Source organism: [Clostridium] polysaccharolyticum, from assembly GCF_900111595.1.
Taxonomy (GTDB): domain Bacteria; phylum Bacillota; class Clostridia; order Lachnospirales; family Lachnospiraceae; genus Clostridium_AI; species Clostridium_AI polysaccharolyticum.
The window spans coordinates 61,065-67,945 of sequence record NZ_FOHN01000018.1; the positions used below are offsets into that span (position 1 = coordinate 61,065).

Annotated in this window: 1 protein-coding gene and 1 pseudogene; one reads left to right on the top strand and one right to left on the bottom strand. The window is 34.0% G+C overall.

Going from position 1 to position 6,881, the window contains the following annotated elements; genetic code table 11:
- Positions 1-11 precede the first annotated feature (11 nt).
- Positions 12-5,702: an SDR family NAD(P)-dependent oxidoreductase gene (locus BMY85_RS11280; protein WP_092478383.1), complete on the bottom strand. Its 5,691-nt coding sequence runs from the start codon at positions 5,700-5,702 to the stop codon at positions 12-14.
- Between the two features lie 737 nt (positions 5,703-6,439).
- Here BMY85_RS11280 and BMY85_RS15920 point away from each other — a divergent pair.
- A pseudogene (locus tag BMY85_RS15920) lies at positions 6,440-6,881 on the top strand (transposase); the annotation flags it as partial.

Consider the following 6,881-nt stretch of genomic DNA (forward strand, 5'->3'; position numbering starts at 1 on the left):
ATCCGTTCCTCCTAACGTACAATAATTCGCTTTTTAGAAGAATTTATTGCATCTTCCATTATTCTACAGCCCTCTTTATTATCTAGTATATGCTGCCCAGATTTCAACATTTTTTTATAAGCAAGCGGCTCCATCTGCATACCCCCATTTTCCCAGAAACACCACTCTACAGCCGTAAGATGCATCTTGCTTCTTACATGCTGAGCAAATAGAGAAACTGCCATATTTGCATACGCATAATCTGCCTGTCCTGGCTGATATATTTCAGCCGAAATAGAAGAACATAATAACATGAATTCCGCCTGTTTCTTCTGAAATAACTTAAATAAATTTACCATTCCTGCTATCTTTGTAACAATTACGCTTTTTGCATCTTGCATATTTTTCTTAAATAAGAAACTATCCTTCTTAATTCCTGCACAATGAATAATACCATCTATGCTGTCTATTCTGTTTTCAAGTTTCTCAATGCATTGCTTATAATCCGTTACATCCATTTGAATATATTCTGCTGATCCACCAGTCTGCCTTAATTCTTCTATAAATTCACGGATTTCATTATTCTCTGGCCTGCGTCCAGACACAATAAGGTTTACTTTGTATTTAGATGCAAGATAACTTGCCATAATTCTGCCAATGCCACCTGCTCCACCCGTCAGAAGGTAGGTTGCCCCCTGTCTAAGCCTCTGCTTGCTGTTTTCTTTCAGTTCAACTGGCTGCGTTTTCTCCATATACCTAGTCAAATTACTATTGTATCTTATGTACTGATTATTCATGCCTTCATTTGCTTCCTTTAAGATAATATCCTCCCATTTTTCACGGATGTTGTCTGGCAATTCCAGCAGCTTAAACGTATATAATGGATTTTCACGATTCATAACTCCCAAGAGGCTAATAAGTGCTTTATTCAGCAAATCATTCATATCACGTTTTTCAGGAATTACCACCAGAAAACTGCACTGTTTCACTTCATTTTTATATGCATCCTGAATAAGTGCTACAACACTTTGATAAGCTTCAAAATAATTTTTATACTTATCCTTTGCAACATACAAAACAGACTGTGCATTTTTGTTTTTTAAAAAGCAGTGTTCCTGCTGTTCCATAAACACTTGTTTATATAGCTTTTCTCTATTACGTAAAAATGGCGAATAAATAATTGTGTAATCAAACACTATACTCTGATTTTCCCAATTTTCCGATTTTAGCGGTGTCTCTTTCCATACTTTTTCCTGTATTGTCACTCCAGAATCTAAACTACATACCAGAAGACCGTTTAATTCCACCAATTCCTTGCCATTTCTATCACAAAGGGAAATATTTACTCCATCTGCTGTCTTTTCTGCTTTTACTCTAGTCTCCATCTGTTCATCTACAGAATGTTTCCAAGAAATACTCTTGCAGTAATAAGGAACTTTACTTTCTTGCCTTTCTTTTTCATCTAAAGCATATACAGCCGAATGCATAGCCGCATCAAGAATATAACACTGATCTTTTCCTTGTTTTAATGAAATCTCTGCATGAGTTTTATCATTAGACTGATACGTTCTCCATCCATTACAAAGCTGATAATGCTCTCCATAACAGATTCCTCTTTTCTGATAGTAATCATATAGCTCCTTACTCTGAGAATCAGCTCTATTTTCTATCTCTCGAAATGTGACATTTTTTTCATCTAATTTAGTATTTACTATGCTTCCCTTCATATAAACAAGACTTGATTCGTCTAATAAAGTAAATTTAACATTCTCTTTATCTGCAGCAAAATCAACTTTTATTTCCTTGATCTGAGACTGCAAAACCAGTCGCAGAAAATAAATCCATTCCATACTGCAACATTCCATTCCATACTTTTCTTCATACTCTTTTCTTACCATCTGCAAAAGAGCAGTTGCTGGAACAACTTCTTTCCCTGCAATTACATGTTCATTTCCATAGTTTTCCTCACAGGAAAATGACGTAGCCACATATTCTTTTTTGTAATCAGCATGTATTGCAGATTCTTCATCAATATCATCTTTACACCAATTTGTAAGCAAAACATTTACATTGGTTCCTGAATATCCAAAAGAATTAATTGAAATTACAGGATTTTTATAATTTTTAATATCTTTACATGTTTTCAGACAATAAAATGGAGTCTGATCTAATTCTAATAAAGGATTTGGATTATCTAATTTTATCTGCGGCACTAATGTATGATGATATAAACTTAAACAGCTTTTTATCACGCTAACAATACCTGAAGCTGCCACTGCATGTCCAATATTCGCCTTAGCAGAACCAAGAGAACATATATCACCGCTTCCTAATTTTTCATAGACATTACTTAATGCATTTACTTCAATTGGATCACCAAGCTTCGTCCCTGTCCCATGTGCTTCAACATGTACAACATCCTCTGGCTTTATGCCAGAATGCTTCATGTTATTAAGAGCTAGTTTTTCCTGTGCGATCGCATTTGGAGCCGTTATTCCATTTGACTTGCCATCTTGGTTTGCAAAAGTTCCTTTTACTACCGCGTAAATTTTATTCCCATCCTCAACTGCTTTCTTTAGCGGCTTTAATAAAACAAAACCTACAGCTTCTGCTGGAACAATTCCATTTGCATCTTCATCAAAAGGACGGCAGGTAAATGTTTTTGAAAACATTCCTAGTGCCTCTGTATCCTGAAAGAAACGACGTGTTGAAATAATATTTACACCACCAGCCACTGCCATTTCACAATCCGACTGAAGAATACTCCTGCATGCCTGATGAACGGCTACCATAGAAGAAGAACATGCGGTATTCAGTGCTATGCATTCACCATGCCAGTTATAAAAATAGGAAATTTTAGATGGCAACATTGCAATATCCGTACCCATTTTAGAATATTCTGGACGAGAATCGGCATTTTCACTTCGATAACTGCTTTCTACAACTCCTGCATAAACCGCAATATCCTTTCCCCATAATTCTTCCTTAGTATAACCACCATCTTTAATCAAATCTCGAACAGCCACATAAACAGCCTTTTGCTGAGGCTCCATAAAAGAAGCTTCTCTCGGCGAAATACCAAATTCTAACGGATTAAAAAATTCTGTATGATTCAGATACCCACCAGTAATTACTTTTTCATCTTTCTCAAATCCAATTTCTTTTCTTCTGTTTTCAGGCAGCTCTATTACCATGTCCTCACCTTTAGTAAGTGCTTCCCAGAACTCCTCCACATTCCGGTTGCCAGGAAATATGCCACTTAGGCCAATGATAGCAATATCATCCTTATCAAAACTATTATTTATATTTTGTTTAGTAAATTTTCTCTTTTGTTGTTCCTTTTCAACAAATGATTCCAGTGCATTTATTGTAGGATAGCTAAAAATATCTGCTATTTTTATTCTGATATGAAGTTCTTCAGCAATTTGATTTAAAATCTGCACCATCTGCATAGAACTTATCCCTAACTCACTAAAAGTAGTATCCCGTTCTTTTTCAAGTCCGCTGCCTATTATATTCTCAAAAATCTGGTATATTTTTCCCCCAATTTTTTTTTCATTTCTTTTATTTATTGATTTCAATTGGCTTCTGTTAATTTTTCCAGTCTTTGTTTTTGGCAATTCATCAAGCAAAATAATTTTTTCTGGAATCATATAACTTTCTAATTCTCTTGCAAGGTATTTTCGGATGTTTATTATGCTAACTCCTGCTCTTACTGACGCATATGCTGCTATCTTATTCTGTTCCTGTTCCTTTTCCGTCAGGACAACACATTCTTTTACATTTTCATTGGAACTTAAAACACTTTGAACATAAAATAAATCAACACGTTTCCCCTTTATTTTACATAACGCATCTCTCCTTCCATGATATTCAAAAGAACCATCCTCTAAACAGCTAGCATAATCTCCAGTCAAAATATAACTCTTCCCTTGCTCTTGAACATAAGCTAAAGTATAATTTTTTATGTCTTCTTCCCTGAAATTCAGACTGCTTCTTACAGCTAGCTGACCAATCACTCCTTTTGGAACAAGCTCCCCTGCAATGTTTAAAATTGCCACTTCCATATTCGCCACTGGTTTACCAATTGGCAGTTTATACATATATTCTTTGCTTTTTTCAAAAACTTCTATGATTGCACTATTTAATTCTGTCATTCCATAATCATTCATAATTTGCATTTCAGGATATTTTTCTTGTATCGCCTCTAAATCATCTTTTGAAAATTCTTCTCCCAATGTAACAATGTATTTAATTGTTGTATCTATTTTTTTACAATCTACAAAACATACTTTTAAAAGAGTCGGCACCATTTGAATCCAGCTAATTTTCTTTTTCATCATAAAACTATGAAATACTTCTGGCTCAAGCAACACCTCGTCTGGCACAACGACCGTACGCAAGCCAAGAACTGGTCCCATAAATATTTCTTTGGAAGCTGGAATATGTTGTAATGGTGATCTTTGAGCTAAAACATCTTCTTTATTAAAATTTGTTCTCTGTAAAAACGTATGTAAAGCACTTAAAACTCCAGCTTGTACATGTTTAGCCAACTTAGGTTCTCCAGTAGTTCCTGAGGTAAACACAATACACAACTCATCAAATATAGAATTATTTTTCCCCTCATATTCCGTTTCTAATTGTTCGGTAATATTCATAAGTTCTTGAAGCATTATCTGCTCACCAATACAATCTTTATTCCAATCAACTTCATCTGTCACGACAAAATCAATTTTTGCACGTTCTACAATTTTCTTTAAACTTTCCTTTTTGATTTCTTTGTCTAAAGGAACATATATTCTTCCGCTCTTGGTAATAGCTAATATTAAAACCAGCAATGCAGCTTTTCTCTTGCCTGTTATTCCTACACACTTGACCTGAGGATACTCCTTATCCAAAAATCTGCCTATCTGATTCATTTTACGAATCAATGCTTCATATGTAAATTCTTCTTCTTCATCCTCGTACACAACCTTATTTGGATACTTTACTGCCATATTCTCGATATACTTAATAATAGTATTTCCTTCGTCAAGAGGATAATTTTCCCCTTCACAATAAGATACGTTTTTAATTGAAAATTCTTTCAGTTTATTATTTTTTTTACCTGTTACAAAGGAAACAGCTAATTGAAAATCATCTATCAGTTGTTTCATAACATATTTATTATATACTTCACTATATATTAACTTACAAGCTATATTATTATTCTTCTTATAAAAAACAAAAAGTATATTAATTCCATTCTCTTCAAAATGAATTTCCACATCTTCGTCTACAAACAATACCGCCATGGATGGATGAATTTCTGCTGCACCTTCTATTTCAACAAGTGCAGGTTTTTTATCACATATTTGGCTTAATTCTAATTCTTTATTCATTTCAGGTATTTCAATATAGTATTGATCTAGTTTTTTTTCATTTTTCGGAAGATATACACAATAAGTAAACTTACTATTTCCTATATAACGAAAAAAAAGAAGATTTAACGCTCTCAAAACGTAAGATACATTTTTAATATCTACACCCGTTTCACAAAAAAAAGTATGATAGATTTCATTTCCTTGTTCCTTTGTTTTCCCAATAACTTCACTAGCAAAATCCAAGCCAAGCACTTCTTCATTTTTTTTTATCGTAAAATAACTCCTAATATCATCAAACCATTCCACATCTGAAACAATATTAATCTTATGCTCTTTAAAACTAATTCTCATATTCTTCATAAACACTTCTCCAATTTCATTATTGTAAACACTAAAATAATTTTTGCAATATTATTTCCGTTACCTATATAGAACAATAAAAAAATTGTAATATTTTATATTTATTTTGTCAACATTTTTTGTAAATAGAATAATCAAAAGGGACTGTGAAAAAAGTCCCTTTCATTAAAAAAGAGGATTTGTAACTTTAAATGAGTTATAAATCCTCTTTTTGTGGTAAAATTTTTTGCAATGAAAATTACCAAGATTTACCTTAAACCAAAGCAAGGTATTTTGCCAATATTTATTTCTGATTATCTTGATATTTGTGATCCTGTTCTTACATTTGACACATTCATGGAGGGAATTGAGATAAAGAAGAGGGTGTTGACCTGAATCATCTTTATATTGACGGTTCTAAATTCGAGGCAAATGCAAACAAATACAGCTGGGTATGGAAGAAAGCAACTGAGAAGTCTCGCTATCGTCTTTTTGATAAAATTACACTTCTTCTAAACGAGATCAATGAGGAATTAGTATGGAGCGGATTTAAAGCAGCCACCAGTACAGAGTACGTACCCGACCAATTAAAACAGCTTCTTGCTCGTTATGCTGAAATCTGCAGGATTGATGAAAGCAGCTTTGTCTATGGCAAAGGACATCGCAAAAGTGTACAGCAACGTCATTATGAAATGTTACGAGAATACATATCCAGGCTGGAGGAATATATCCAAAAAATAGAAATCTGTGGTTCAGGACGTAATAGTTACTCAAAAACAGATCAGTCCGCAACATTTATGAGAATCAAGACTGATTACATGGGGAATGACCAGCTATTGCCTGCTTATAATGTACAGATTGGTGTTGCAGATGAATATATCGCTGTGGTTGATGTGAATCAGTACCGTTCTGATATGGACTGCTTTATACCGCTCATGGAACAGTTTAACAGAACATATGGGTTCTATCCTAAATATCCGACTGCTGATGCAGGATACGGCTCCTATAATAATTACATATACTGCGAGCAGCATGGAATGGAGAAATACATGAAGTTCCCAATGTTTAAAAAGGAAACATCGGATAAGAAGTACCACGAAGATCCATTCCGCTCAGTCAATTTCAAAGTTGACAATGAAGGCAGTCTAAGATGTCCGAATGATAAAAAGTTCAATTTTGCATATCGACGATATGTGAGGG

What these genes read in the sequence shown, in the direction of transcription:
- BMY85_RS11280 (WP_092478383.1), bottom strand. Translation starts at nt 5,702, where the DNA reads ATGAAGAATATGAGAATTAGTTTTAAAGAGCATAAGATTAATATTGTT.